This is a genomic window from Shinella yambaruensis, from assembly GCF_022899355.1.
Lineage (GTDB): Bacteria > Pseudomonadota > Alphaproteobacteria > Rhizobiales > Rhizobiaceae > Shinella > Shinella yambaruensis.
This window is the reverse complement of the sequence record NZ_JALJCK010000004.1, coordinates 360,882-381,397: the sequence shown is the minus strand read 5'-3', so window position 1 is coordinate 381,397 and position 20,516 is coordinate 360,882. Positions and strand designations below refer to the sequence as shown.

The 20,516-nt window shown below is 66.3% G+C and carries 22 protein-coding genes and 1 tRNA gene; 18 read left to right on the top strand and 5 right to left on the bottom strand.

What is annotated here, in order from left to right; all coding sequences use genetic code 11:
• The first annotated feature begins 248 nt into the window (after positions 1-248).
• Complete coding sequence (locus tag MUU56_RS11800; protein ID WP_244767486.1) at positions 249-638, top strand: TIGR02300 family protein; 390 nt, start codon at positions 249-251, stop codon at positions 636-638.
• A gap of 146 nt (positions 639-784) precedes the next feature.
• A tRNA-Ala gene (locus MUU56_RS11795) sits at positions 785-860 on the top strand.
• A gap of 66 nt (positions 861-926) precedes the next feature.
• On the opposite strand, the gene MUU56_RS11790 is transcribed toward MUU56_RS11795, so the two are convergent.
• Positions 927-1,529, bottom strand: a complete 603-nt coding sequence (locus MUU56_RS11790; protein WP_244767485.1) for a TetR/AcrR family transcriptional regulator — start codon at positions 1,527-1,529, stop codon at positions 927-929.
• A gap of 152 nt (positions 1,530-1,681) precedes the next feature.
• Here MUU56_RS11790 and MUU56_RS11785 point away from each other — a divergent pair, with 152 nt between their 5' ends.
• The 4 genes from MUU56_RS11785 to MUU56_RS11770 are packed head-to-tail and all read left to right on the top strand — an operon-like array spanning position 1,682 to position 6,719.
• A complete protein-coding gene (locus MUU56_RS11785; protein WP_244767484.1) occupies positions 1,682-2,623 on the top strand; it encodes an ABC transporter substrate-binding protein in 942 nt (313 codons plus the stop codon).
• Between the two features lie 25 nt (positions 2,624-2,648).
• On the top strand, positions 2,649-3,716 hold the full coding sequence (locus tag MUU56_RS11780) for a quaternary amine ABC transporter ATP-binding protein (protein WP_244767483.1): 1,068 nt from the start codon (positions 2,649-2,651) through the stop codon (positions 3,714-3,716).
• Positions 3,713-5,785 carry an ABC transporter permease subunit gene (locus tag MUU56_RS11775; protein WP_244767482.1) on the top strand — a complete coding sequence of 691 codons (2,073 nt, stop codon included), beginning with the start codon at positions 3,713-3,715 and terminating at the stop codon, positions 5,783-5,785. Before MUU56_RS11780 ends, MUU56_RS11775 begins: the two co-directional genes overlap by 4 nt.
• A gap of 16 nt (positions 5,786-5,801) precedes the next feature.
• Complete coding sequence (locus MUU56_RS11770; RefSeq protein ID WP_244767481.1) at positions 5,802-6,719, top strand: nucleoside hydrolase; 918 nt, start codon at positions 5,802-5,804, stop codon at positions 6,717-6,719.
• Between the two features lie 140 nt (positions 6,720-6,859).
• Here MUU56_RS11770 and MUU56_RS11765 read toward each other — a convergent pair whose 3' ends face one another.
• Together MUU56_RS11765 and MUU56_RS11760 are read right to left on the bottom strand one after the other, a co-directional pair.
• Positions 6,860-8,062, bottom strand: a complete 1,203-nt coding sequence (locus tag MUU56_RS11765) for an NAD(P)/FAD-dependent oxidoreductase (protein WP_244767480.1) — start codon at positions 8,060-8,062, stop codon at positions 6,860-6,862.
• Between the two features lie 61 nt (positions 8,063-8,123).
• Entirely contained in the window at positions 8,124-9,086 is a 963-nt protein-coding gene (locus MUU56_RS11760; RefSeq protein ID WP_244767479.1) for a 2-hydroxyacid dehydrogenase, read from the bottom strand.
• Positions 9,087-9,303: 217 nt separating this feature from the next.
• Here MUU56_RS11760 and MUU56_RS11755 point away from each other — a divergent pair, with 217 nt between their 5' ends.
• The 9 genes from MUU56_RS11755 to MUU56_RS11715 all read left to right on the top strand — a co-directional run bounded on the left by MUU56_RS11755 (position 9,304) and on the right by MUU56_RS11715 (position 16,804).
• Positions 9,304-10,104 (top strand): creatininase family protein, encoded by an 801-nt coding sequence (locus tag MUU56_RS11755; protein ID WP_244767478.1) that lies wholly within the window; start codon positions 9,304-9,306, stop codon positions 10,102-10,104.
• Position 10,105: 1 nt separating this feature from the next.
• Positions 10,106-10,930 carry an ABC transporter ATP-binding protein gene (locus tag MUU56_RS11750; RefSeq protein ID WP_244767477.1) on the top strand — a complete coding sequence of 275 codons (825 nt, stop codon included), beginning with the start codon at positions 10,106-10,108 and terminating at the stop codon, positions 10,928-10,930.
• On the top strand, positions 10,911-11,765 hold the full coding sequence (locus tag MUU56_RS11745; protein ID WP_244767476.1) for an ABC transporter permease: 855 nt from the start codon (positions 10,911-10,913) through the stop codon (positions 11,763-11,765). Before MUU56_RS11750 ends, MUU56_RS11745 begins: the two co-directional genes overlap by 20 nt.
• 5 nt (positions 11,766-11,770) lie before the next feature.
• A complete protein-coding gene (locus MUU56_RS11740; RefSeq protein WP_244767475.1) occupies positions 11,771-12,985 on the top strand; it encodes an amidohydrolase family protein in 1,215 nt (404 codons plus the stop codon).
• Entirely contained in the window at positions 12,982-14,349 is a 1,368-nt protein-coding gene (locus MUU56_RS11735) for an FAD-binding oxidoreductase (RefSeq protein ID WP_244767474.1), read from the top strand. The genes MUU56_RS11740 and MUU56_RS11735 overlap by 4 nt, the downstream gene beginning before the upstream one ends.
• Before the next feature lie 22 nt (positions 14,350-14,371).
• Complete coding sequence (locus MUU56_RS11730) at positions 14,372-15,382, top strand: ABC transporter substrate-binding protein (RefSeq protein ID WP_244767473.1); 1,011 nt, start codon at positions 14,372-14,374, stop codon at positions 15,380-15,382.
• A 69-nt stretch (positions 15,383-15,451) separates the two neighbouring features.
• Entirely contained in the window at positions 15,452-16,084 is a 633-nt protein-coding gene (locus tag MUU56_RS11725) for a TetR family transcriptional regulator C-terminal domain-containing protein (RefSeq protein WP_244767472.1), read from the top strand.
• Complete coding sequence (locus MUU56_RS11720; protein WP_244767471.1) at positions 16,081-16,461, top strand: RidA family protein; 381 nt, start codon at positions 16,081-16,083, stop codon at positions 16,459-16,461. Before MUU56_RS11725 ends, MUU56_RS11720 begins: the two co-directional genes overlap by 4 nt.
• 19 nt (positions 16,462-16,480) lie before the next feature.
• Positions 16,481-16,804 (top strand): 2Fe-2S iron-sulfur cluster-binding protein, encoded by a 324-nt coding sequence (locus MUU56_RS11715; RefSeq protein ID WP_244767470.1) that lies wholly within the window; start codon positions 16,481-16,483, stop codon positions 16,802-16,804.
• A gap of 12 nt (positions 16,805-16,816) precedes the next feature.
• Here the strand turns inward: MUU56_RS11715 and MUU56_RS11710 are convergent, their stop codons facing one another.
• Positions 16,817-17,230 (bottom strand): DUF2934 domain-containing protein, encoded by a 414-nt coding sequence (locus tag MUU56_RS11710; protein WP_398430170.1) that lies wholly within the window; start codon positions 17,228-17,230, stop codon positions 16,817-16,819.
• A gap of 26 nt (positions 17,231-17,256) precedes the next feature.
• Here MUU56_RS11710 and MUU56_RS11705 point away from each other — a divergent pair, with 26 nt between their 5' ends.
• Together MUU56_RS11705 and MUU56_RS11700 are read left to right on the top strand one after the other, a co-directional pair.
• The gene (locus MUU56_RS11705) at positions 17,257-18,426 is read left to right on the top strand and encodes a TMEM43 family protein (RefSeq protein ID WP_244767468.1); all 1,170 of its coding nucleotides are present in this window, start codon (positions 17,257-17,259) and stop codon (positions 18,424-18,426) included.
• 37 nt (positions 18,427-18,463) lie between these two features.
• Entirely contained in the window at positions 18,464-19,255 is a 792-nt protein-coding gene (locus MUU56_RS11700; protein ID WP_244767467.1) for a YdcF family protein, read from the top strand.
• Between the two features lie 3 nt (positions 19,256-19,258).
• On the opposite strand, the gene MUU56_RS11695 is transcribed toward MUU56_RS11700, so the two are convergent.
• Positions 19,259-19,732, bottom strand: coding sequence for a hypothetical protein (locus tag MUU56_RS11695; RefSeq protein ID WP_244767466.1), 474 nt, complete (start codon positions 19,730-19,732; stop codon positions 19,259-19,261).
• A gap of 138 nt (positions 19,733-19,870) precedes the next feature.
• On the opposite strand from MUU56_RS11695, the gene MUU56_RS11690 reads away from it, so the two are divergent.
• Positions 19,871-20,506: a trimeric intracellular cation channel family protein gene (locus tag MUU56_RS11690; protein ID WP_244767465.1), complete on the top strand. Its 636-nt coding sequence runs from the start codon at positions 19,871-19,873 to the stop codon at positions 20,504-20,506.
• Positions 20,507-20,516 lie beyond the last annotated feature (10 nt).

The following is a 20,516-nucleotide window of genomic DNA, read 5'->3' as shown; positions in this document are numbered from 1 at the left end:
ATATACATCCACGGCTCCCCGGAGGGGATCACCCGGGGAGAACGCGGGCTTGCTACCACAAACGATTTAAAGCGTCATCATCCCGTCTGAGAAACTATCATCATGAGGTCTGCACGGCGCCTGCCCCAAGTTAGGCTTTGACAGGATTGCCCAAGACGATTATGGGGACCGGCTAATCATTTTACCGTTCAACGCGCCGGCCTCCCCCGGCCCCGCCGGAAACATACGGCACAGAGAAGGCTTTGACTGTGGCAAAAGCGGAACTCGGAACCAAACGCATCGATCCGGAAACCGGCAGGAAATTCTACGACCTGAACCGCGATCCGATCGTTTCCCCCTACACGGGCAAGTCCTATCCGCTCTCCTTCTTCGAGGAAACGTCGGCGGCGGCTGTCCTCGAAAAGGATGAGGACGAGGACGTCAACGAAGTCGATACGGAGAACACGGAAGTCGAGCTCGTTTCGCTCGAGGACGCCGACGAGGATGCAGCAGGCGGCGACGACCTGCCCGATCTCGGCGACGACGACGTTGAGATCGACGGCGACGAGGACGACACGTTCCTCGAGCAGGACGAAGACGACGACGATGAGGACATGACCGGTCTCATCGGCGTGACCGGCGACGAAGACGAAGCTTAAGATTTTGATTTTCCGGCCGGTTTCAAAAAAATCGGCCGGATTTCATTTTTCGGCTTGCCATCTCCGGAGACCGGAAGTAATAAGCCGCCACACCGAACGGCAACGCCGCTTCGGTTCCCGGAAACCGGCTCCGCCGGACCCGTTATGGGGCTATAGCTCAGCTGGGAGAGCGCTTGCATGGCATGCAAGAGGTCAGCGGTTCGATCCCGCTTAGCTCCACCAAACACCACCGGTAATTTTTTATATCATTCCGAGCGGCGCCCACCTTCTTGAAGCGCGGGCGAATGCCTATTCCGCAGAACCGGTACCGTGGCGGGTCATGTCCATGAGCCGGCGCAGGAACGTCTTCCGGTCTTCCGGCGCGAACTGGGGCAGGCCGATGGCCTCGTTGAAATAGAGGCCGTCCACGGCAAGGCGGATCACCTCGGCATAAAAGTAGTCGAGGCCATCATCCTTCAGGCGGTCGGCCCACTTCGTGTTCTCCACGGCATAGTCGGCCAGGAGGTCGCGATCGGTCGCGATCCCGGCGATCATGGCGGCAGCGATATCGTCGGCGCCCTCGGCGGGAAAGCTCGTCGTGATATAGGCCCGCAGATAGGAGCCCGGCGCGGGATCGGCCGCCACCATCGCCATGGTCTTCTCCTCGAAGGAATCGAGGCCGGCGGTGATCATGGCGCGGATCAGCGCATCCTTCGAAGAAAAATAATGCAGCAGGCCGCCCTTGCTGATCCCGGCCGCGGTGGCGACGTCGGCCAGCGTCATGCGGGTGACGCCCCGTTCCATCACGATGCGGGTCGCGGCGTTGACGATCGCGGCCCTGATCTCGTCCCCGGTCTTGCGGGTCTTTCGTGCCGGTTTTCCGTCCTTCATCGCCTGCTCACGCTCCATCATCCGCACCCTCTACACGAGACATAACAAAAAGCCCGGGCAGGAAAAGCCCATAAGGGAAAAATTCCGACCGGCTGGACGGATTTTTTTATAGACCGGCTGGACGGTTTGAAATATGGTCCGCCCCGGAGTGAGACATCAAAGGGAGAAATGACGTGCTCGAAGCTCGATCCATCCTGCTGGCGGCGGCCGCGGGTTTTGCATCTCTTGTCCTGGGTCCTGCGGCCGGCACGGCTGCCCCGCTCGGCGATGCCGAGGCCCCGATCCGCATCGCGCTCAACGAGTGGACGGGCCAGAACATCACCGCGCATGTCGCCGGCCAACTGCTGGAGAAGCTCGGCTACAAGGTGCAATACGTCACCGCCGGCAGCTTTCCGCAATGGATCGGCATGCAGGACGGCTCGATCGACATGACACCCGAGCTGTGGACCAACAATCTCGGCGACATCTATCCGAAAATGCTGGAGGCCAAGCAGGTCGAGCCCGTCGGTGACCTCGGCCTCAATGCCCGCGACGGCTGGGCCTATACGGATGCGACGCTTGCGATCTGCCCCGGCTTGCCGGACTGGAAGGCCCTGCTGGAGCCGTCCTGCGCGGCGGGGCTCGCCACCGCCGAGACGCTGCCGAACGGGCGCCTCGTCGACTATCCGGCCGACTGGGGCACGGCCTCGGCAAACGAAATCGAGGATTTCAAGCTGCCGCTGACCGCCGTGCCCGCCGGCTCGGAAGGCGCGCTCGTCGCCGAGTTGCAGGCGGCGGCCGCAGCCGACAAGCCGTTGCTGATGCGGTTCTGGGCACCGCACTGGCTGCTGACGCAGGTCAAGCTGAACTGGCTCGACATGCCGCCCTGCGATCCCAATGACGGCGCGCGCTGCATCCTTCCCTCGCCCGTCATCAAGGTTGTGCGCGCCGGCTTCGGCGAAAAATGGCCAGCCGCCTACGCTTTCATGAAACAGTATCAGCTCGGCGCGGAAGACCAGCAGCAGATGATGTTGGAGATCGACCAGAACAAGAAGGAGATCGGCGCGGTCGTCGGTGCCTGGGTCGAAGCCAATTCCGCCCGCTGGTCGCCCTGGATCGACGAAGCCAAGAAGTAAGCGCCAGCATCCGCGGAGAACGGCCATGACATCCCTGTCCCTGCCTCCGGGCGAGAGGCGCATCAAACTCGCCTGCCGGGATCTCTGGAAAATCTACGGCGTGCCGCCACGGGAGGCGGCACAGATCGCCCGCACGGGCGACAGGGCGGCCCTTCAGCGCGAAAGGTACGGGCGAAAGCCGCTCGCCGCCGTTGCCGGCGCGAGCTTCGACATCCACGAGGCGGAAATCTTCGTGCTGATGGGGCTTTCCGGCTCGGGCAAGTCCACCTTGCTGCGGTGCCTTACCCGGCTCATCGAGCCCTCCGGCGGCAGCGTCACCCTGGACGGCGAGAACCTGCTGGCGGCGGACCGCCGGCGCATGACCGAGCTGCGCCGCAAGGCGATGGGCATGGTGTTCCAGAATTTCGGCCTGCTGCCTCACCTGACCGTCCTCGACAACGTCGCCTTTCCGTTGCGCGTGCAGGGCATCGACCGGCCCACCCGCGAGGCGCGGGCGCGCGACATGACCGGGCTCGTCGGCCTCCGGGGGCGCGAGGACCAGTTCCCCGCCCAGCTCTCCGGCGGCCAGCAGCAGCGCGTCGGCATTGCCCGCTCGCTTGCCGCAGAACCAGAGATCTGGTTCCTCGACGAACCGTTTTCCGCTCTGGACCCGCTGATCCGGCGGCAGATGCAGGATGAATTCATCCGCCTGCAAAAAATGCTGCGCAAGACCATCGTCTTCGTGACCCATGACGTGCAGGAGGCTTTTCGACTGGCCGACCGCATTGCCATCATGCGCGACGGCGCGGTCGTGCAGATCGGCACGCCCGCCGAGATCGCCCTGGTTCCGGCCAACGACTATATCGCCGAATTCCTGCGTGACGTGCCGCTGCTGCGGGTGATCCGCGCGGCGGACGTGATGCGCCCGGCAACGGACGGGAAGCCGGCCCTGCCGCAGTTTTCCACCGAAGACGTCCTGGAAGACATCCTGCCTGTCCTTCTTGGCGGCGCGGCCGCCGTCGGCATCTGCGACGCCGCCGGAACGCTTGTCGGCGAGATCGCCGCGGCGGACATATCCGGCCTTTTCGGCACCCAGCGGGCGATGCCAGCATGAAGCCTGCAAGCCTGTCCTTCTCGGCGTCCGCCATCCTGGGAATGGTGGCGATGCCCGCCCTCATGCTGGCGTGCCTTGCCGCCGCCAGGGCCGTGCCCGCCATCGCCGCCTTTCCCGCCGGCTGGGTCATCCCGGTGCCGGCGGCGATCAACACGGTCCTTGGCTGGCTCGTGCCGGCTTTGCAGCCCGTAACGGGTCTTGCCAGCAAGGTTTTTGGCACACTCCTGGACGCGCTCATCGTCACACTGCAGTTCCTGCCCTGGCCAGCGGTTGTCCTTGCGGTCGCGCTTGTCGGTTTCAAGGCGGGCGGCGCCAGGCTCGCCGCCCTCGTCCTTGCCGCGGGCGCCTATATCGTGCTCGCCGGCTTCTGGCGGCAGAGCATGGTGACCCTCTCGCTGGTCCTCCTGTCCGTTCCGCTTTCGGCCCTGCTTGGTTTCCTGCTCGGGCTCGGCGCGTTTTTCCTGCCGCGCCTGCGCCGCGGGCTGGAGCTGGTCTTCGATTTCATGCAGACCTTCCCGGCCTTCGCCTATCTGCTGCCGCTCCTCCTGCTTTTCGGCTTCGGTCCGATCGCCGGGCTCGTGGCCACCGCGATCTACGCGATACCGCCCATGGCGCGCTGCACGCTCAGCGGCCTCGTCGAGGTCCCGCGCGAACGCATCGAGGTTGCCGAAATGAGCGGATGCTCGACCTGGCAGCGGCTGGTCTGGGTCGAGCTTCCCTCCGCCCGCCCGATGCTGGCGCTCGGCCTCAACCAGACGACGATGGCCGCTCTCAGCATGGTCATCACCGCCTCGATCGTCGGCGGCGTCGACGATATTGGCTGGGCGGTCCTCAGCGGCCTGCGCCAGGCGGATCTCGGCAAGAGCCTGCTGGCCGGGCTCGTCATCGTGCTCGTCTCCGTCGTGATCGACCGCATCACCGCCGGCCTCTTCCGGCCCCGCTCCGCGGTCGGCTCGGGAAAAAACAGGCCCCGCTGGCAACCGATCCTCCTTGCGGCGGCGGCCGTGATCTCGCTCGGGCTCGCCGCGCGCCTTGCCGCTCCCGACCTCCTGCAGGGCTGGAACGAGACGCGCGGCATCGTCGATCTCGGCATGCTCAACAAGGCGCTGCTCGGTTTCGTGGCGCGCTACAGCGACCTGCTGGATGCGATCAAGAATGCGGTTCTCTTCTATCTCGTGCTGCCGCTGCGCGTCGGCCTTGCCGGAGCGGTGCTGCCGATGACCTGGGGGTTCTCCATGACGCCGGCCGTTACCGCCGTCTATGCCGCATTGGCCCTGCTTCTCGCGCTTCGGCAGATGGCGAAGGGCCGGCCGTCGGGCGCCGCGGCAATCCTCTGCCTCGCCGCGCTCCTTCATACCGGGTTCGTCGCCTTTCCCTGGCCGGCGGCGCTCGCGCTTGCCGTCTGGGCGGCATGGCGGGCCGCCGGGCCACGGCTTGCGCTCTTCACCGGCCTCAGCCTTGCCTTCGTTCTGATCACGGGCCTGTGGATACCCTTCGTGAAGTCGCTCTATCTGGTGATCGTCGCCGTGGCGCTCTGCGCGCTGCTCGGCGGATTCTTCGGGGTGCTGGCCGCGCGCAGCGATCGCTTCTCGGCTCTGCTGCGCCCGATCAACGACGCCCTGCAGACCATGCCGCAATTTGTCTTCCTCATTCCCGCCCTGATGTTCTTCAAGGTCGGCGAGTTCGCCGGGCTGATCGCCATCGCGCTCTATGCCGTCGTGCCGGCGATCCGTTATACCGAAACGGGCTTGCGCAATGTGCCGCCGTCGCTGCTGGAGACGGCCCGGCAACTGGGCTGCACCCCTGTCCAGAGCACGCTTCTGGTTCAGGTGCCGACGGCCCGCCCGGCCCTGCTTCTCGGCCTCAACCAGGTGGTGATGGCGGCCATCACCATGCTTCCGATCGCCGCCACCGTCGGCACGTCCGAGCTCGGCCAGCAGATCTACATCGCGCTCGGCAAGGCCGATGCGGGCCTCGGCATCACCGCCGGCCTCGTCTTTTGCCTCCTCGCCATCAATCTCGATCGCATCCTGCGCGGCGTCGCCGGACGCCTGCACAGCGCGCAGTAACACAAAGGAAATCCCGATGCCCCTGTCCGAAAGCCATCGACTGGCTATGCTTGCACCGACCGCCGGCAAGCGCCGCATCGTCATCGATACGGACACCTTCAACGAGATCGACGACCAGTTCGCCATCGTCCATGCGCTGCTGTCGCCCGAGAGCGTCACCGTGGAGGCGATCTATGCCGCCCCCTTCATCAACGAGACGACGGGCGATCCGGGCGATGGCATGGAGCTCAGCTACCAGGAGATCCTGGCGCTGCTCGAGCGCCTCTCCATTCCCCATGAGGGCCTCGTGCATCGCGGCGTCACCCGTTATGTCGGCCCGCAGAAGAAACCCGTGGACGCGCCCGCCGTCGACGACCTGATCGCCCGCGCAAGACGCTCGTCGCCCGACGACCCGCTGCACGTCGTGGCGATCGGCGCGATCAGCAATGTCGCGTCCGCCCTGCTTGCGGCGCCCGACATCATCGACCGGATCGTCGTCGTCTGGCTGGGCGGCCATGCCATCGACTGGCAGCACCAGGCCGAGTTCAATCTCGAGCAGGATGTCGGCGGCGTGCAGGTCCTGTTCGATTCCGGCGTGCCGCTCGTCCTCGTCCCCTGCGAGGGCGTGACGTCGATCCTGCACAGCACCGTGCCGGAAATCGAGCGCTATGTCGAACCGCAAGGGGAGATCGGCCGCTTCCTCGCCATGCGCTTCAAGAGCTACAGCGACGATCATGTCGGATGGGCCAAGGAAATCTGGGATATGGGCGCGACCGCCTGGGCGCTCGATCCCGCCTGGGCTCCAAGCGTCCTCATGCCCACCCCGGTGCTGACCGACGACATGCACTATGCCCTCGATCGCTCCCGCCATCTGATGCGCTACGTCTATACCGTGAACCGCAACCCGATCATGCAGGACTTCATCGGAAAACTCGCCGCGTCCACGGCGGGATAAGGCGGATCGATGCAACCAGCCGAATAGTCGGGGACCTGACCCACCGATGCCCGGCACCACCCCTGGCACGCCGCGCCCTTAGGGCCGGAGCCTGCCGGTGAGGTGCGCCCCGGATCGATGACGCACCCCTGCACCCGCCGTCAGATCAGGCATTTCAGGTCGAAGCCGGCATCCGCCACCTGCTCGGGCAGCGGCGAGCGGCCAGCCTCGATCAGGCGCTTGCCGACCATATAGCTGCGCGGCTCGCTCATGGCATCGACGGCAAGCAGCGCACCTTCCCGGAAATACCAGTGGGAACGTGTCTTCTCGCTGGCTCCCGGACGGACAACGACCCGGTCGAACTCACTGTTCAGCCCCGCGATCTGCAGCTTGATATCGTACTGGTCGGACCAGAACCACGGCTTCGGCACATAGTCCGCCTCCGCGCCCAGCATGTTGGCGGCGACGGCCTCTGCCTGGTCGATGGCATTCTGCACGCTTTCGAGCCGGATCATCTGGCCGCGGTACGGCAGGCGCGCGCAATCGCCGGCCGCCCATATCGCCGGATCGCTGGTCCTTCCCCGCGCATCGACGAGGATACCCCCGTCGCAGGCAAGGCCCGCCGCCGCTGCCAGCCCGTCATTGGCCGTCACGCCGATGCCGACGATGACGAAATCCACCTCCCGGCGCGATCCATCCGACAGCGCCACCGAGATCGCCTCCTCGCGCTCCAGCCCGGCAAGGCCCGCCCCTTCGAGGATTTCGACGCCGTTGCCGGCATGGAGGTTGCGGAAATAATCCGAGGTCGCCGACGCGGCGACGCGCTGGAGGATCCGCTCGGCGGCCTCGATCAGCGTCACCTTGAGGCCGAGCTTGGCCGCGACCGCCGCCGCCTCCAGCCCGATATAGCCGCCGCCGACGACCAGCACCCGCCGCCCCTCGCGGAATTCCGGGGCCATGCGGTCGACATCGGCAAGGTTGCGCACGACATAGACGCCGGGCAGGCCACCGCCGAGCGCCGCCGGCAGCGGACGCGGCGTCGCACCCGTCGTCAGCGCCAGCTGGTCGTAGGAAAGCACGTCCTCGCCGCAGCGGATCTGCCGTGCGGCGCGGTCGATGGCATCGACCTTCCGGCCGAGATGCAGGGCAATGTCGTTGTCGGCATAGAAACGTTCGGGCCGAAGGTGCAACTGCTCCAGCGTCATTTCCTTCATCAGGTATTTCTTGGAAAGGGGCGGGCGCTGGTAGGGGAGCGTGTTCTCCTCGCCGATGAGCGTGATCCGACCGCCAAAGCCGAGGCTCCGCAGCTTGGCCGCCAGCGACGAGCCGGCCTGCCCGGCTCCCAGGATCGCAACATGGTTCATGCTTTCTCCCTCCCGTTGGAACGTTTGCGCAAAACCGCTTCGCACTTTTGCTGAAATTGCTCTAGGCGACCCTGTCCTGCGGAACCTCACCGCGGAAAAAGGCCTCCAGATTGTCGAGCGCCGTCATGCCCATCGCCTCGCGGGCCGCGCGCGTCGCCGAGCCGAGATGCGGCAGCAGCACGACGTCGTCGCGCTCACGCAGCGCCGCCGGCACGGCGGGTTCGAATTCATAGACATCGAGCGCCGCCCCGGCGATCCGCCGGTCGCCGAGCGCCCGGACCAGCGCGGCCTCGTCCACCACCTCGCCGCGCGAGACATTGATAAGATGCGTTTCAGGCCGCATCAGCGCGAAGGCGCGCTCGTCGATCAGATGGCGCGTTTCGCTCCCGCCCGGCACCGTCAGCACCACGAAATCCGCGCGTTTCAACAATTCGTCGAGCGGCACCTGCGTCGCCTCCACGCCCGGCACCGTCTTCGGCGAGCGATTGTGGAACAGTACACGCATGCCGAAGCCGGCAGCAGCCCGGCGGGCCACCTCCTGCCCGATGCGGCCCATGCCGACGATGCCGATCGTGCTGCCGGACACGTCGTGGCCGAGAAGCTGCACGGGATACCAGCCCTGCCAATCCCCCGAGCGCACCAGCCGCTCGCCCTCGCCCGCGCGGCGGGCGCTCATGAGCAGCAGCAGCATGGCGAGATCGGCGGTCGGCCCCGTAACGGCGCCTGGCGTATTGGTGACGGCGATGCCGGCGCTCGCGGCAGCCGCAAGGTCGATATGGCTGATCCCTGCCCCGAAATTGGCAAGGATGCGGCAGCGCGGTTCGGCAGCGGCCGCAAAGACCTCCCGCGAGAACGCATCGCCCAGCGACGGCAGGATCGCATCATATTCCGCAAGCGCGGCGGAAAGGTCCGCACCCTGCGTCGCGCCGGCATCCTTGCGGATCGTCAGGTCGAAGAGCACGCCTGCCCGCTCATGCACGCGGGCCGGCAGCGGCCGGGTGATCAGCAAGCGCGGTCGTTTCATGAGCTCCTCCAAAACCCGCTCAGGCCGCCCTCCCGGCAGCTTCGGCATAGCGAATAAACATGATTAAAATCAAAAGTTTACCGCAACCATCGAAAAGAACATACCAAATAGTTTGACCATTTGCTATGAGTTTGTTTATCTAAACCCGGAGGAAGAGGAGGAGCAAGATGGCGTTTCTGTCACCAACGGGCATCCCTGACGGCATGGAGGCTTTTCGATGAAGCGCTTCTGGGCCGACTATTCCAGCCGCGATTTCGCCGCGCTCGACCGTGGGCGCCTCATCGCCGTCCTGCCCATCGGCGCCATCGAGCAGCACGGGCCGCACCTGCCCATGTCCGTCGACAGCTGTACCGTCGACGGGGTGGCACGCCGCCTCGCAAGAGCCTTGCCGGAGGACAGCCCGGTGCTGTTCCTGCCTACCCAGGCCGTCTGCAAGAGCGACGAGCACATCGACTATCCCGGCACGCTCACCCTTTCGGCCGAAACGCTGATCCGCGTACTCACCGAGATCGGCGCCAGCGTGGCGCGCTCGGGCGTGCGCAAGTTCGTCCTCCTCAACGGCCATGGCGGCAACATCCCGGTCATGGACGTCGTGACCCGCCAGCTGCGCATCGCGCACGACATGCTGGCCTTCTCGGTCAACTGGTTCGGCTTCGGCATGCCGGAGGGCATCTATTCCGATGTCGAGCGCACCCACGGCATCCATGCCGGCGACATGGAGACCTCGGTCATGCTGGCGCTCGCCCCCGAGAACGTGGACATGGCAGCCGCCCGCGACTTCCGCTCGCGCGGCCAGGACCTCTTCGAGAATTTCCGCCATCTCGGCCTCGGCCGCGGCGCGAAGCCGGGCTGGAAGACGCAGGATTTCAGCACCGCCGGGGCCTGCGGCGAGGCCCACCTCGCCACCGCCGCAAAGGGCGAGGCGACCCTCGACCACGCCGTCGCGCGCCTCGTCGAGGCGATGGCGGACATCGACAGCCTGCCGGCCGACTGGCTGGACAGAAAACCGGAGTGGTAGGATGAACGCGGCAAGCCCCCTCTCCAACGCCGCCGGCCTGACCGACGCCCCCGTCCTCATCGACATGAAGGACGTCTCCAAGCGCTTCGCCAACGGCACCGTGGCGCTGCGCGGCATGTCGCTACAGATCCGCAACGGCGAGTTCGTCTCGTTCCTCGGCCCCTCCGGCTGCGGCAAGAGCACGGCGCTGAAGATGATCTCGGGCCTCCTGTCCTTCTCGTCGGGCTCGATCACCGTCAACGGCCATCCGGCCGGCGAAAGCCCCCATGGCAGCGATATCGGCTATGTCTTCCAGGAAGCGACGCTGATGCCCTGGGCGAGCGTCTTCGACAACGTCTTCCTTCCGCTGAAATTGCAGGGGCTCGGCAAGGGCGAGGCGAAGGCCCGCGTGGAAGAGGCCCTTTCCATGGTGGGCCTCGCCAATTTCGCCCGTTCCTATCCGCGCGAGCTCTCGGGCGGCATGAAGATGCGCGTCTCCATCGCCCGCGCCATGGTGACGAAGCCGAAGCTGCTTTTGATGGACGAGCCCTTCGCGGCGCTCGACGAGATGACGCGCTCCAAGCTCAACGACGAGGTGCTGGGCCTCTGGCGCTCGCACGGGCTGACGGTGATCTTCGTCACGCACTCGGTCTTCGAGTCCGTCTATCTCTCCAGCCGCGTCGTGGTCATGGCCGCGCGTCCCGGCCGCGTGGTGCACGACATCGCGCTGCCCGGCGCCGATACGCGCACGAGCGCCTACCGCATGACACCCGAATATACCGAGAACTGCCGTCTGGTCAGCAACGCGCTCGAAGGGACCATGGACCATGTCGATCTCAACCATTGATCCGGCCGTTGCCGAAGGCGAAATCGTCGATCCGCGCATCCTCCTGGAGCAGCGGGAACGGCGCCTGCGCGTCATCATGCCCATCGTCTCGATCCTCGCGGTGCTGGGCCTGTGGGAATTCCTCGTCCGGTACAACGAGGTGCCGCATTACCTGATCCCCGCGCCGAGCCTGATCGCGAAAACGCTGGTGCAGGACTGGTCGTCGCTGATGCAGAGCGCGGCGTTCACGGTCAAGCTGACGCTGCTCTCGCTCAGCCTCGCCATCGTCGGCGGCGTGCTGCTCGGCATGCTCTTCGCCCTGTCGCGCACGGTGGAGATGTGTCTCTTCCCCTTCGCCGTCATATTGCAGGTGACGCCGATCATCGCCATTGCGCCGCTGATCCTCATCTATGTCAGCAACACTTTCTTCGCGCTGCTCATCTGCGCCTGGATCGTCGCCTTCTTCCCGATCCTGTCGAACACGGCGATCGGCCTGCGCAGCGCCGACCATAACCTGCGCGACATGTTCCGGCTCTACCAGGCGACGCCCTGGCAGCGCCTGCGCCACCTCCTGATCCCTTCGGCGCTGCCCTATTTCATGGCGGCGCTGAAGATCGCCGGCGGCCTGTCGCTGATCGGCGCCGTCGTCGCCGAGTTCGTCGCGGGCACGGCGGGGCAGAACACCGGCCTTGCCTCGCGCATCCTCGAATCGAGCTTCCGCAACGAGATCCCGCGCATGTTCGCCGCGCTGTTCCTCGTCTCGGTGCTGGGCGTCGGGATCTTCCTCGTCACGTCCTGGCTGTCGAACCTCGTGCTCGGCCATTGGCACGAAAGCGAAATCAAGCGCGAGACGTGAACCCCATGCGGACCATCGAGACCACCAGCCCCGCCGATGCCGGCGCCGGCGGCCAGCGCCTTGCGGGCGTCACCCTCGCCGGCCGGGAGGGGCACTGGGACATCGCCGTCAGCGGCGGCCGCATCGCGGCCCTCGCCCCCTCGGCCGGCCGGGGCGGCGGCCTCGTCCTGCCGCTGATGGCCGACATCCACACCCATCTCGATAAGACCTTCACCGCGCCCCGCATGCCGGCGCGCGCCACCTCGCTGTTCCACGCCATCGAGATGATGCAGGCCGACGCCGCGCTCTGGGATCATGCCGATCTCCGGCAGCGGGCGAGCCGAGCCCTCGACCGTGCCTATCGCCACGGCACGGCGCTGATGCGCAGCCATGTCGACTGGTACGGCGCGATGCCGCCACCGGCATGGTCCGTGCTTCGTGAGCTTGCCGGCGAATGGCAGGGCCGCATCCACCTGGAGCTTGCCTCGCTGACCCCGCTCGACCTCTTTGCCGAGATTGGCGAGGCCATCGCCCGCGAGGTCAAGGCGGCCGGCGGGGTGCTCGGGGCCTTCATCTATCGCAACGACGATCTCGATGCCCGGCTTGCGCAGGTCTTCGACCTCGCTGAAAAGCACGGTCTTCTCCTCGATTTCCATGTGGACGAAGGGCTGGAGGTCGAGGCGCGCGGCATCGACGCCATCGTGGCGGAGACCGAACGGCGCGGCCTTGCCGGCCGGGTGCTGTGCGGGCATGGCTGCGCGCTTTCGGTGCGCGATCCCGCCGAGGTCGCGGACGTTCTCGCCCGCGCCGGCGCGGCGGGCGTCGGGCTGACGGTGCTGCCCGGCTGCAACGCCTACCTGCAGGATGCGAAGGCCGGCCGCACGCCGCGCCTGCGCGGCCTTGCGCCCGTGCACGAGGCGCGCGCCGCGGGCCTGAAGGTGATGATCGGCTCCGACAATGTGCGCGACGCCTTCTTCCCCTTCGGCGACTACGATCTCTTCGACGCCTTCCGCGGCGCGGCCCTGCTCGGTCACCTCCAGCCCGAGGACTGGCTGGACACGGTGAGCGAGACGCCTGCCCGCTGGATGGGCCGGAGCCTTGCGCTTGCCGAGGGCGGCCCCGCCGATTTCATCCGGCTCGACGCCGAGGACCTTATCGATGCCCTGAGCCGTCCGCGTGCCGACCGCACGGTCTGGCGCAATGGCCGCATCCTGACCGACCACCAAGGAGAACAGACATGACCGGACACCGCGACTGGACGTCGATCAAGGCGGCGCTGAATGGGATCCGTGCCCATGACGACGAGAACTACATCGCCGCACGCTCGCGCGACTATTTCTGGTACAGCCCGATCCTCAACGAGCAGCTGAAAGACAAGCTCGGCGAGCTGGTCGTCGTGCCGCAGACCGTCGAGGAGGTCATGCATGTCGCCTCCGTCGTCGCCCGCCACAAGGTTCCCCTCACGCTGCGCGGCGGCGGCACCGGCAATTACGGCCAGTGCGTGCCGCTGGACGGCGGCATCGTCATGGACCTCACCCGCCTCGACAAGGTAATCGAGATCACCGACGGCCATGTGCGCGTGGAGGCGGGCGCACGCATCTCGCGGCTCGACGACGCCGCGCACGAGACCGGGCAGGAACTGATGATGTATCCCTCGACGCGCCAGATGGCGACCATCGGCGGCTTCGTCGCCGGCGGCTCGGGCGGCATCGGCTCGCTGCGCCACGGCATGCTGCGCGACCCCGGCAACCTTACCTATGCCAAGGTCGTCACCGTCGAGCCGGAGCCGCAGGTCATCGAGCTTTTCGGCGAGGACGTGCAGAAGGTGCAGCACGCCTACGGCACCAACGGCATCGTGGTGGAGCTCGGCGTCGGCCTCACCCGCGCGACGGACTGGATCCACACCGCAGCCCTCTTCGACGGCTACGACGCGGCGCTGCGCTTCGCCTCGAGCGCGCAGGAAAAGGGCCTCGACTGCTACCTGCTGACCACCGTCGAGCGCCGCTTCGCCCCCTTCTACAACAAGCTCGGCGATCTCTTTCCGGCCGACCGCGACGCCGTCTTCGCCATGGTTGCGCCGGATGAAATGGCCCGCTTCACCGCCGAGGCCGAGGCGCATGGCGGGCGCATTTCCTTTGCCATGAGCAAGCCGGAGATCCGCGCCGCCGGCCTGCAGCCGGCCTATGAATGCGGCTGGAACCACACCACGCTTCAGGCCCTCAAGGTGGACAAGAGCTGGACCTACCTGCAGGTCGCCTATCCGCGGCCCTTCGATCCCGAACTGGTCCTCAGCCAGATGGCCCGTTACGGCGAGGAGATCTACTGGCACCACGAGATGGCGCGCATGCACGGCGAGATCCAGATCTTCGCCCTGCCGCTTGTGCGCTACCGCGGCGAGGAGGCCATGTACCGGCTCATCGCCGAGCTGGAGGAAAAGGACGGCTGCACGATCTTCGACCCCCATGTCGTGACCATCGAGGACGGCGGCATGAAGGAAATCGACGGAGCGCAGATCGAATTCAAGAAACGCGCCGACCCGTACGGCCTGATGAACCCCGGCAAGACCCGGGGCTGGACCGACGGCATGGCCCGCACCGACACCTGAGACAACCAAAGGGGAAACGCGCATGAAACGCATGACAAGTCTTTTCGCCGCCGTGGGGCTGCTGCTCGCCGCCGGCTCCTCCTGGGCGGCCGACAAGGTCGTCTTTGGCACCAACTGGCTGGCGCAGGGCGGCCATGGCGGCTTCTACCAGGCCGTGGTGGACGGCACCTATGCCAAATACGGCCTCGACGTCGAGATCAAGATGGGCGGCCCGCAGGTCAACACAAGGCCGATGCTGCCGGCCGGCCGGCTCGACTTCCTGATGGGCGGCAACCTGCTGCTCGCCTTCGACAACGTGCGCAACGGCATTCCCACCACCGTCGTCGCGGCGATCTTCCAGAAGGACCCGCAGGCCTTCATGGCGCACAAGGGCCAATATGCCGATTTCGCGGCGCTCACCAAGGCGCCCTCCGTCCTCGTTTCCAAGGACGGCCAGTTCAGCTTCTGGCAGTGGATGGTCACCCGCCTCGGCTTCAAGGACGAGCAGCTGCGTCCCTATGGCTTCAACCTCGCGCAGTTCCTGAGCGACAAGACGATGGTGCAGCAGGCCTATGGCACCGCCGAGCCGCTTTACGCGGCGAAGGAAGGCGCCGAGGTCGACGTGTTCCTGCTCGCCGACCAGGGCTGGAGCACCTACGGTTCGATCATCGAGACGCGCAGCGAGCTGGTCGAGAACAACCCCGACCTCGTGCAGCGCTTCCTCGACGCCTCGATCGAGGGTTGGAACAACTACCTCTACGGCGACCGCACAGCCGCCTATGCGGCGATCATCGCCGCCAACCCGGAAATGACGGTCGAAAAGCTCGACGCCGAGATGGCGCAGTTCGACAAGCTTGAGATCATCGATTCCGGCGAGGCGGTGGAAAAGGGCATCGGCGCGATGAGCCCCGAGCGCATCGAGGCCTTCCATGACCTTGCCGTCGAAAGCAAGATCATCGAGGCTGGCGCCGTCGATCTCTCGAAGGTCGCCGACACACGCTTCGTCAACAAGGGCAAGGGTCTCGACATCAAGGCCAAGCTGACGGGCAAGTAAGACCGAGCCGCAGGCCGGCGCTCCGGCGCCGGCCCGCTTCCACCGTATCGCCACCCGCATGGAACGCCCATGAGCACTCTTCAGAAAAAGCGGAAGGAAATCCACGCCGCGATCCGCAGCGCCGCCATCCAGGAATTCGCGCGCAACGGTTTGTCGGGGACCTCCACCCAGGCGATCGCGCAGACGGCCGGCATCACCAAGGCCCAGCTGCACTATTACATCTCCTCCAAGGAGGAACTGTACCAGCAGGTGCTCAGCGATATCGTCGGAGAGTACAAGGACATCTTCTTCCTCTCCGCCTCGCGCGACGACCCGGCGCTGGCGATCACCCAGTATATCGAGCGCAAGGTGCGCCATACGCTGGAATTCCCCGACCTCTCGCGTTTCTTCGCGAACGAGATCGCCCGCGGGGCACCGGAAATGGCGCCGCACTGGGCCGCGCTCAAGGCCGCGGTCGAGGAGGCGAACGCCGTCATCCGGCAATGGGTCGACAGCGGCAAGATCGCCCCGGTCGATCCGCTGCTCTTCCAGATGAACATCTGGGCCGTGACCCAGCACTATGCCGAATACGAGGCGCAGGCCCGCGTGCTGATGGACAAGCCCGAGAACGAGCCACTCGACGCCGAGCGCATCATCGCCGAAGCGACCCGGCTCTTCCTGTATCGCTGCGGGCTTTCCGGCAAGAAGGTCGAAACACCATGAAGGCGCTTCAACCTGCCGTCCTGCCCGCGCCCTTCGGCCGCTATTCCCACGGCATCGCCTCAGGCAGGCTCGTCGTGACCTCCGGCCAGCTCGGCCTTGCCGCCGACGGCACGGTCCCGGAGGGCGTCACCGCGCAGGCGGAACTGTGCTTTGCCAATATCCGCGCGATCCTTGCCGAGGCCGGGGCGGACTTTTCCCATGTCCTGCGCTTCAACGCGTTCGTGACGGCGCGCGCGCACATGGCCGAATACATGGCCGTGCGCGACCGCCTCGTCGCCGACCTTCCGGTCAAGCCCGCCTCGACCCTGATGATCGTCTCCGGCTTCACCCGGCCGGAATTCCTGGTCGAGGTCGAGGCGACGGCCCTCCTGCCATAGACGACAAGGAAAGACGGCGATGGTTCAGATCACCTTCGTGCAGCACGACGGAAGCCGGCATGTCGTGGAAGCCTCCGCCGGCATGACGCTGATGGAGGCCGCGCGCGACGATGACGTGCGCGGTATCCTCGCCGAATGCGGCGGGGCCTGTTCCTGTTCCACCTGCCATGTCTATGTCGCGCCCGAATGGGTGGACCGGCTGCCGCCGATCTCGGCGCTGGAACAGGACATGCTCGACTTTGCCCACGATCCCGACCCGGCACGCTCGCGCCTCTCCTGCCAGATCAAGGTGACCGACGCCCTCGACGGGCTGCTCGTAGATCTGCCGGAGCGGCAGGGTTAATTAGCGGCGGCCCTACGGCTGCTCGCGCATGCCGGGCGTCGCCTCGCGCTGGTCGGCATCCTCCAGGTCGGTCTTCACCAGGAAGGCGTCCGTGTGCTCGCGGACGGCCTCGCGGATCGCGGCGAGGTTCGGCTCGTCGTCACCCTCGATTTCTCCGTCGCCCTGGTCGATTTCCCGTTCGGCCTGGTACCAGTGGTCATCCGGCTTGCCGTCCGGCCGGCCTTCCTGCTGCCAGAGCTCGTGGGCGCGCTTGCGGATTTTCTCTTCGCGATCGTCGGTCATGGACAGGCTCCCTTCCGTTTCTGCGATAACGGCAGAGGGGAGGAGATGTTCCGGCATCCCGCCCCCGCCTTTCGAGCCATTATGTCCCTGCTTGCGCAGTTCAGGAAGCGCGAATAAGCATGTCCTGCCGCGCGTCTCAGGCATGACGCACGCCGTGTCGGGGGACGATCATGAGCTTTACGGAAACGACGACCACGTCCTGGTTCGCCAGGCTGAAGGGGGCGCTGATCAAGATCGTGGTCGGCTTCATCCTTCTCATCGCCTGCATCTGGCTGCTGTTCTGGAACGAAGGCCGGTCGGTGAAGACCTACCGGGCGCTCGTCGAGGGCGCGGGCCTCGTCGTTTCCGTCGACAACGGCAGCGTGGATCCGGCAAACGACGGCAAGCTGGTGCACATTTCAGGGCCGGTGAAGCCGGTCGGCGTGCCGCAGGACGACGTGCTCGGCATTTCGGCCGAAGGGGCGGCCGGGCTCGAACGCATCGTCGAGATGTACCAGTGGGTCGAGACCGCGAAGTCGGAGACGCGCAAGCAGCTCGGCGGCAGCGAGGAGACCGTCACCACCTATTCCTACAACAAGCAATGGAAGCGCGACGAGGTCAATTCCGGCAGCTTCCGCCAGCCGGGCCACGACAACCCGCAAAAGCCGATCGACGACGCGAGCTTCCCGGTGAAGTCCGCGACGATCGGCGCGTTCAGCGTCGATGGCCGCGCGGTCGCGCGCCTCGGCGACGAACGGCCGGTGCCGCTCACGGCCATCGAGGCCAATCGCATGGCGGAAATGGTGACGCTCGGCAAACCGGCCTCGGTCATTGCCGGCCAGGTGATCTTCTCCTTCAACCCGGAAGATCCGCAGGTCGGCGACATCCGCATCCGTTTCGAGCGCTCCGACATTGCCGAGGCGAGCTTCGTCGGCGCCCAGCGCGGCAGCGGCCTGACGCCCTACAAGACGACGAACGGGCGCGACCTCTTCCTCAGCGATGCCGGCCTCGTCGACGCGGCCGCCATGTTCGATGCGGCGCAGAGCGAGAACACGATCATCACCTGGCTCGTGCGGGTCGGCGGGCTGATCGGCGCCTTCGTCGGCTTCGCCTTCATCCTGTCGATCCTCGGCGTCATCGCCGATGTCGTGCCCTTCGTCGGCTCCATCGTGCGCTTCGGCACGACGGCCATCGCGCTCATCCTCACCCTGCTGATCGGGCCGGCCGTCATCGCCATCGCCTGGGTCGCCTATCGCCCGCTGATCGCCATCGCGGTTCTCGCGGCAGGTGTTGCGCTGGCCGCGGGCATCCTCTATCTGCGGCGCGGCAAGGCGGCGGCACCGGCTTTCGGACGGGCCTGAGACCGACGCGGAAACGAACACGAACAGCGGGTAACGCGTGACCTACTACGCCTCGAAGATCTTCTGGCTGGCCGCCCAGCCCCTGTCGCTCGCGCTGCTGCTGCTCGTTCTCGGCCTCCTGGCCGGGCTCTTGAAATGGAACCGCCTGCGGACGGCGGCGAGCGGGCTTGCCGCCGCCGTGCTCTTCGTGACGCTGTTCACCACGACGGGCTCCGTCCTCCTGCAGGCGCTGGAGGACCGCATCGCGCGGGCGGAGCTGCCCGCCGGCGGCCCCGGCTGCATCATCATGCTCGGCGGCGGCGTGGAGGCGGAGGTGATCGCGGCGCGCGGCGGCTTCGAGATGAACCAGGCAGGCGACCGCTTCACCGAGACGCTGCGGCTGGCGCGAGAGTTCCCCGCCGCGCGCATCCTCGTCTCGGGCGGCGACGGCTCGTTCAGCGGCAGCTACGAGGGCGATGCGGCCGTCGCGGCGCGCTTCTTCGAGGCCTTCGGCGTGTCCGCCGACCGGCTGATCCGCGAGACGGAATCACGCACCACCTTCGAGAATGTCGAAAACACCAAGACGCTTCTTGCCGAAAACGGCCTGGAGCGCTGCCTCTTGGTGACCTCGGCCTTCCACATGCCGCGCTCGGTCGGCCTCTTCCGCAAGCTCGGCCTCGACGTCCTGCCCTGGCCGACGGATTTCCGCACGACGGGCCGCGCCGGCCTCGCGCTCGATTTCACCCAGCCCTCGACCAACAGCCAGCTGACGACGACGGCGCTCAGGGAATGGACGGGGCTGCTGCTCTACTATGTCGCCGGCCGCACCCACGCGCTCTTTCCGCAATAGGTCCTATTTCTTCGAGATCGTATCGAACTGGGCGCCGCGCACGCGAATGGTCATGATGCAATAGTCCGGATCGTCACGCCCGCAGCTTGCGGCATTGGCCTTCAGTTCCAGCACCATGTTGCCGTAGCGCTTCTTCATCTCGTAGCCGTAGAGATCGGCATTGGCGGCCAGGAAATACCCGCCCTCGACGACCTGGATGTAGAATTCATGCGGGCAGCCGACATTGCCGCACAGGCCGCCCGGCGTGCCATCGCAATTGACGGCACCGAGATTGAAGATCGCATCGACGATGCCGTCATTGTTGAAATCGACATTGTCGGCAAAATCCTCGCCATAGATCGGCGCCTTGCAGCGCTTGGCGACCTCGGCCTCGACGGCCGCACGCGCATCCGGCACGATCTCCGCCGCGCGGACCGGCAGGGCGGTCGAAACGAGCGCGGCGGCGGCGAGTGCGAGGGTTCTGATGCGGGTGGCCATCTCTCAAACCTTTCCATGGCGGGCATTTCGGTCAATATGCGGACGGGCTGGCGTCTTGCCTGATTCTGCCCGGGCGTACGGGCGCGCACTCTAGCGCGGGAAAGCTGTCGCGAGGCTTGGGCGGCGAAGGAGGAATGCGTGTCGATCCTGGAACTGCTCGACTATACGGGCGTCGCCGTCTTTGCCGCCACCGGCGCGCTCTCGGCCTCGCGCAAGCAGCTCGACATCATCGGTTTCCTCTTCCTCGCCGCCGCGACGGGCATCGGCGGCGGCACGTTCCGCGACGTCATCCTTGGCGCGACGCCCGTCTTCTGGGTGGTGAACCCGACCTATCTCATCGTCTGCGTCGCGGTTGCGCTTATCGTCTTCGTGCTCGCCCACCGGATCGAGTCGCGCTATCGCCTGCTGCTCTGGCTCGATGCGATGGGCGTCTCGGCCTATTGCGTAATGGGCGCGGCAAAGGGGCTTGCCGCCACCGGCTCGCCGACAGTGGCGATCACGACCGGCGTCCTCACCGCAAGCTTCGGCGGCATCCTGCGCGATCTCCTGGCGGGAGAGCCCTCCGTGCTGCTGCGGCCGGAAATCTACATCACCGCGGCGCTCATCGGCGCGGCCGGCTTCACCGCGGCCAGCGTGGCGGACGCGCCGCTCTGGCTCGCCTCCGCCATCGGCATCGGCGCAGCCTTCATCGTGCGCGGCGGGGCGTTGCGATTCGGCTGGTGCTTTCCGGTCTACAAGCCGCGGCCGGGACGGCATCCGGACGACGTGATGTGAAAGCGATCCC

What these genes read in the sequence shown, in the direction of transcription:
- MUU56_RS11755 (WP_244767478.1), top strand. Translation starts at nt 9,304, where the DNA reads ATGAAGCGCTTCTGGGCCGACTATTCCAGCCGCGATTTCGCCGCGCTC.
- MUU56_RS11725 (WP_244767472.1), top strand. Translation starts at nt 15,452, where the DNA reads ATGAGCACTCTTCAGAAAAAGCGGAAGGAAATCCACGCCGCGATCCGC.
- MUU56_RS11770 (WP_244767481.1), top strand. Translation starts at nt 5,802, where the DNA reads ATGCCCCTGTCCGAAAGCCATCGACTGGCTATGCTTGCACCGACCGCC.
- MUU56_RS11715 (WP_244767470.1), top strand. Translation starts at nt 16,481, where the DNA reads ATGGTTCAGATCACCTTCGTGCAGCACGACGGAAGCCGGCATGTCGTG.
- MUU56_RS11775 (WP_244767482.1), top strand. Translation starts at nt 3,713, where the DNA reads ATGAAGCCTGCAAGCCTGTCCTTCTCGGCGTCCGCCATCCTGGGAATG.
- MUU56_RS11735 (WP_244767474.1), top strand. Translation starts at nt 12,982, where the DNA reads ATGACCGGACACCGCGACTGGACGTCGATCAAGGCGGCGCTGAATGGG.
- MUU56_RS11790 (WP_244767485.1), bottom strand. Translation starts at nt 1,529, where the DNA reads ATGATGGAGCGTGAGCAGGCGATGAAGGACGGAAAACCGGCACGAAAG.
- MUU56_RS11720 (WP_244767471.1), top strand. Translation starts at nt 16,081, where the DNA reads ATGAAGGCGCTTCAACCTGCCGTCCTGCCCGCGCCCTTCGGCCGCTAT.
- MUU56_RS11710 (WP_398430170.1), bottom strand. Translation starts at nt 17,230, where the DNA reads ATGCCTGAGACGCGCGGCAGGACATGCTTATTCGCGCTTCCTGAACTG.
- MUU56_RS11745 (WP_244767476.1), top strand. Translation starts at nt 10,911, where the DNA reads ATGTCGATCTCAACCATTGATCCGGCCGTTGCCGAAGGCGAAATCGTC.
- MUU56_RS11780 (WP_244767483.1), top strand. Translation starts at nt 2,649, where the DNA reads ATGACATCCCTGTCCCTGCCTCCGGGCGAGAGGCGCATCAAACTCGCC.
- MUU56_RS11760 (WP_244767479.1), bottom strand. Translation starts at nt 9,086, where the DNA reads ATGAAACGACCGCGCTTGCTGATCACCCGGCCGCTGCCGGCCCGCGTG.
- MUU56_RS11730 (WP_244767473.1), top strand. Translation starts at nt 14,372, where the DNA reads ATGAAACGCATGACAAGTCTTTTCGCCGCCGTGGGGCTGCTGCTCGCC.
- MUU56_RS11740 (WP_244767475.1), top strand. Translation starts at nt 11,771, where the DNA reads ATGCGGACCATCGAGACCACCAGCCCCGCCGATGCCGGCGCCGGCGGC.
- MUU56_RS11765 (WP_244767480.1), bottom strand. Translation starts at nt 8,062, where the DNA reads ATGAACCATGTTGCGATCCTGGGAGCCGGGCAGGCCGGCTCGTCGCTG.
- MUU56_RS11695 (WP_244767466.1), bottom strand. Translation starts at nt 19,732, where the DNA reads ATGGCCACCCGCATCAGAACCCTCGCACTCGCCGCCGCCGCGCTCGTT.
- MUU56_RS11750 (WP_244767477.1), top strand. Translation starts at nt 10,106, where the DNA reads ATGAACGCGGCAAGCCCCCTCTCCAACGCCGCCGGCCTGACCGACGCC.
- MUU56_RS11705 (WP_244767468.1), top strand. Translation starts at nt 17,257, where the DNA reads ATGAGCTTTACGGAAACGACGACCACGTCCTGGTTCGCCAGGCTGAAG.